The 4,084-nt window shown below is 70.4% G+C and carries 5 protein-coding genes; all 5 read left to right on the forward strand.

The genetic code is table 11. The features are described 5' to 3' along the window. The first annotated feature begins 94 nt into the window (after positions 1–94). The gene (locus VJS38_RS06150) at positions 95–973 is read left to right on the forward strand and encodes a cytochrome c oxidase subunit 3 (RefSeq protein WP_324087274.1); all 879 of its coding nucleotides are present in this window, start codon (positions 95–97) and stop codon (positions 971–973) included. A 2-nt stretch (positions 974–975) separates the two neighbouring features. Next, positions 976–1,335, forward strand: coding sequence for a DUF983 domain-containing protein (locus VJS38_RS06155; protein WP_324087275.1), 360 nt, complete (start codon positions 976–978; stop codon positions 1,333–1,335). Next, positions 1,328–2,080 carry an SURF1 family protein gene (locus tag VJS38_RS06160; RefSeq protein WP_324087276.1) on the forward strand — a complete coding sequence of 251 codons (753 nt, stop codon included), beginning with the start codon at positions 1,328–1,330 and terminating at the stop codon, positions 2,078–2,080. The genes VJS38_RS06155 and VJS38_RS06160 overlap by 8 nt, the downstream gene beginning before the upstream one ends. Continuing rightward, entirely contained in the window at positions 2,081–3,472 is a 1,392-nt protein-coding gene (gene thrC, locus VJS38_RS06165) for a threonine synthase (protein WP_324087277.1), read from the forward strand. Next, positions 3,447–4,084: pitrilysin family protein (locus tag VJS38_RS06170; protein ID WP_324087278.1), on the forward strand; the 638-nt coding region annotated here is incomplete at its 3' end. The genes thrC and VJS38_RS06170, both read left to right, overlap by 26 nt.

Here is a 4,084-nt window from a genome sequence, read left to right on the forward strand (position 1 = left end):
GCGCAGGTCTATAGCGTCACGCGAAACGGCGTCCGGCCCGCGTGGAATCAGCGGGCGCGCGAGCGCCTGGGGGATTTAGAGGATTAGGACCGCGATGGCCCAAGGCGTTAAGCACGACTATCACCTGGTCAACCCGAGCCCGTGGCCGCTCGTCGCGTCGATCTCGGCGACGGTGATGGCGCTGGGCGGCGTCACCTGGATGAAGGGCCTGTTCGGGATGCCGAAGGGCACCTCGATCCTCTTCTTCGCCGGCCTGGCGGGCGTGCTCTACACGATGTTCGGCTGGTGGCGGGACGTCATCAAGGAAGCCAATGAAGGCGACCACACCCCGGTCGTCTCCATCGGCCTGCGCTACGGCATGATCCTGTTCATCGCCTCCGAGGTGATGTTCTTCGTGGCGTGGTTCTGGATCTTCTTCGAGATGGCCCTGTTCCACCATCACCGCACCCTGTCCTCGATCGAGGAGGTGCGGAGCGCCTGGGCCACCTGGCCGCCGCATGGCGTCGAGACGGTCGCGGCCTGGCACCTGCCGCTCGTCAACACCCTGACCCTCTTGCTGTCGGGCACCACGGTGACCTGGGCGCACCACGCGCTGCAGCAGGGCGACCGCAACGGCGCCAAATGGGGCCTCTTGCTGACGGTGCTGCTGGGCGTGATGTTCACCTCGATCCAGGCCTACGAGTACCGCCACATCCTCGAACACAAGTACTTCTTCAACACCGAGGCGGTGAACTCGGGCCTCTACGGCTCGGCCTTCTTCATGGCCACCGGCTTCCACGGCTTCCACGTGCTGATCGGCACCATCTTCCTGACGATCTGCCTGTTGCGCCTGCTCTCCGGCGGCTTCACCCCGACGAAGCACTTCGGCTTCGAGGCGGCCGCCTGGTACTGGCACTTCGTCGACGTGGTCTGGCTGTTCCTGTTCGCCTTCATCTACGTGATCTTCGGCACCCACGCCGGCGGGCACGGCTGACCATGGCGCACGCGCCCAATCCGTTCCTGGCGGGATTGGCTGGGCGCTGCCCCAACTGCGGCGAGGGCCACCTGTTCGAGGGCTTCCTCAAGGTGTCCCCCGCCTGCGAGGCCTGCGGCTTCGACCTCGCCTCGGCCGACTCCGGCGACGGGCCGGCGGTCTTCGTGATCATGATTGCGGGCTTCATCGGCGCGTTTGGCGCGCTGTTCACGATGGTGGCGTTCAATCCGCCGGTCTGGGTCACCATCGTCATCTGGCTGCCCGCCATCCTCGTCATCTGCCTGATCCTGCTTCGGCCGACCAAGGGCCTGCTGCTGGCCTCCCAGTTCAAGAACCAGGCGTCCGAAGCGCGCCATGGCTGACGGCCGAGAGCAGGCGGCGGCGCCTGCGCGGGCGGGCTTTCCCGTCGGCCTGACCGTGGCTGTGGCCGCAGCGCTCGCCATCCTCATAGGCCTCGGCGTCTGGCAGCTGCAGCGGCTGAAGTGGAAGGAAGGCCTGCTCGCCCACATCGCCGCCCTGCAGCACGCCCAGGCCCGGCCGATCGAGCCGGTGCTCGACGCGCTCGCGAGGGGCCGCGACGTCGACTTCACCCGCGTGCGCCTGAGCTGTCCGGGCCTCGGCGCCGCGCCGTTCCTCGAGCTCTACGGCCTGAAGGAGGGCGGGGCGGGATGGCGCCTGGTGTCGGCCTGCCAGGTGGCGAGCCTCAGCTATCGCACCATCCTCGTCGACCGCGGCTTCGTCGCCGACACGGTCGCGGCGCGTCCGCCGGTCGACCGCGCCGCCGCGGCTCCCGTCGAGCTGGTCGGGGTCCTGCGCACGCCCGACCGGCCCAGCTTGGTGACCCCGAAGAACCCCGCCGGCGCCGGCGGCCGCTGGTTCACGCGCGACGTGCCGGCCATGGCGCATGCGCTCGGCGCTGCTCAGCCGGCGCCGATCTTCCTGTTCGCCGAGACCTCGTCCAATCCGGAGCTTGCGGCGCTGCAGCCCGCCCCGCTGCCGGCGGAGATCTCCAATCGGCATCTGGAGTACGCGCTGACCTGGTTCGGTCTTGCCGCGGCCCTGGCCGGCGTCTATCTCGCCGTCCTCTTCAGAAGGCGGAAGAACTAGATGCGTTACGTCTCGACGCGGGGCCAGTCGCCCTCGGTCGGCTTCGTCGATGCGGTGCTGGCGGGCCTGGCGCCCGACGGCGGCCTCTACATCCCGGAAATCTGGCCGACCTTCACCGCGGATCAGATCGCAGGTTTCGCCGGACGGCCCTATCACGAAGTCGCCGCCGCGGTGATCGGCGCCTTCGCCGGCGACGAGATCCCGGCCGCCGACCTGACCGCAATGTGCCGCGAGGCCTACGCCGCCTTCAAGCACGCGGCCGTCACGCCGCTGGTGCAGCTGGCGCCCGAGGTCTTCATGGCCGAGCTGTTCCATGGGCCGAGCCTGGCCTTCAAGGACGTCGCCATGCAGATCCTGGCGCGCCTCTACGACTACGTGCTGGGCCGGCAGAACCGGGTGCAGACCATCCTCTGCGCCACCTCGGGCGACACCGGCGGCGCGGCGGTCGAGGCCTTCCGCGGCCGCAAGAACGTCCGGGTGATCGCCCTCTTCCCCGACGGCCGGATCAGCGAGGTGCAGCGCCGCTTCATGACCACGGCGACCGACGCCAACGTCGGCTGCGTGGCGGTCAGCGGCACCTTCGACGACTGCCAGGCGATCGTGAAGCAGGCCTTCCAGGACCAGGCGCTGCGCCAGGCGGTGGACCTGTCGGGCGTCAACTCGATCAACTTCGCCCGCATCGCCGCCCAGGCGGTCTACTACTTCACCAGCGCCGTGGCGCTCGGCGCGCCGGGCCGGGCGGTCAGCTTCTGCGTCCCCTCCGGCAACTTCGGCGACGCCTTCGCCGGCTATGTCGCCAGCCGCATGGGCCTGCCGGTCGCGCGCATCGTCGTGGCCACCAACTCCAACGACATCCTGGCGAACGCGTTCGAGACCGGCCGCTATTCCCGCGGCGAGGTCAAGGCGACCATCAGCCCGGCGATGGACATCCAGTCGGCCTCGAATTTCGAGCGGCTCTATTTCGAGGCCGTCGGCCGCGACGCCCAGGCGACCGCCCGGGCTTTCGAGGGCTTCGGCGCCGGCGGCGCCATCGACGTGCCCGCCGATGCGCTGGCCCGGATGCGCCAGATGTTCCGCGGCGTCGGCGTCAGCGAGTCCGACACCGAAAAGGCGATCGTGGCTGCTCTCGAGACCACGGGCGAGCTGATCGATCCGCACACCGCCGTGGCCGTCTCCGCGCTCGGCCGCGCGACCGACACGCCCGGGCCAATCGTCGTGCTGTCGACCGCCCATGCCGCCAAGTTCCCGGAGGACGTCGCCCGGGTCTGCGGCGTCACGCCGCAGCTGCCGCGCGGAGCCGCCGACCTCGCCGACCGGCCCGAACGCTTCGAGCGCCTTCCCGCCGAGGCGGAGACGATCAAGGCCTATGTCCGCGCCTTCGCCGCAGCCTGAAACGACCGCCCCGCGGGTCCATAGCCTCGCCAACGGGGTCAGGGTTGTCTGCGACCCGATTCCCGGCCTGCAGACCGTGGCGCTGACCGTCGTCGCCGGCCGCGGCGCGCGCAGCGAGGACGAGGCGCGCTCCGGCTGGTCGCACCTGCTGGAGCACATGGTCTTCAAGGGCGCCGGCGGCCGCTCGGCCCGCGGGCTCGTCGAGGTGATCGAGGCCGAGGGCGGCCACATCAACGCCGCCACCGGCTACGAGCGCACCAGCTTCCAGGTGCGGGCGCTGAAGCACGGCCTCGACCTCGGCTCGGCGGTGATCTCCGACCTGATCCTTCGACCGCACATGGAGGCGGCCGACCTCGCGCGCGAGAAACAGGTGGTGGGCCAGGAGATCGCCGAGGCGGCCGACGCCCCCGACGACCTCGTCTTCGAGCTGGCGCAGGCCGCGGCGTTCGAAGGCCAGCCGCTCGGCCGGCCGATCCTGGGCGCCGTGGAGACGATCGGCGCGGCGACGCCGGAAGGGCTCGCCGCCTGGCGCTCGGCCCTCTATGCCCCCGAACAGCTGGTGGTCAGCGCCGCCGGCGCCGTGACCGAGGACGAGGTGCTGCGGCTGGCCGA

Origin of the sequence: Phenylobacterium sp. (assembly GCF_035276905.1) — a bacterium.
Classification (GTDB): domain Bacteria; phylum Pseudomonadota; class Alphaproteobacteria; order Caulobacterales; family Caulobacteraceae; genus Phenylobacterium.

Coding starts and splice junctions, on each gene's coding strand:
- VJS38_RS06160 (WP_324087276.1), top strand. CDS start 1,328: ATGGCTGACGGCCGAGAGCAGGCGGCGGCGCCTGCGCGGGCGGGCTTT.
- VJS38_RS06155 (WP_324087275.1), top strand. CDS start 976: ATGGCGCACGCGCCCAATCCGTTCCTGGCGGGATTGGCTGGGCGCTGC.
- thrC (WP_324087277.1), top strand. CDS start 2,081: ATGCGTTACGTCTCGACGCGGGGCCAGTCGCCCTCGGTCGGCTTCGTC.
- VJS38_RS06150 (WP_324087274.1), top strand. CDS start 95: ATGGCCCAAGGCGTTAAGCACGACTATCACCTGGTCAACCCGAGCCCG.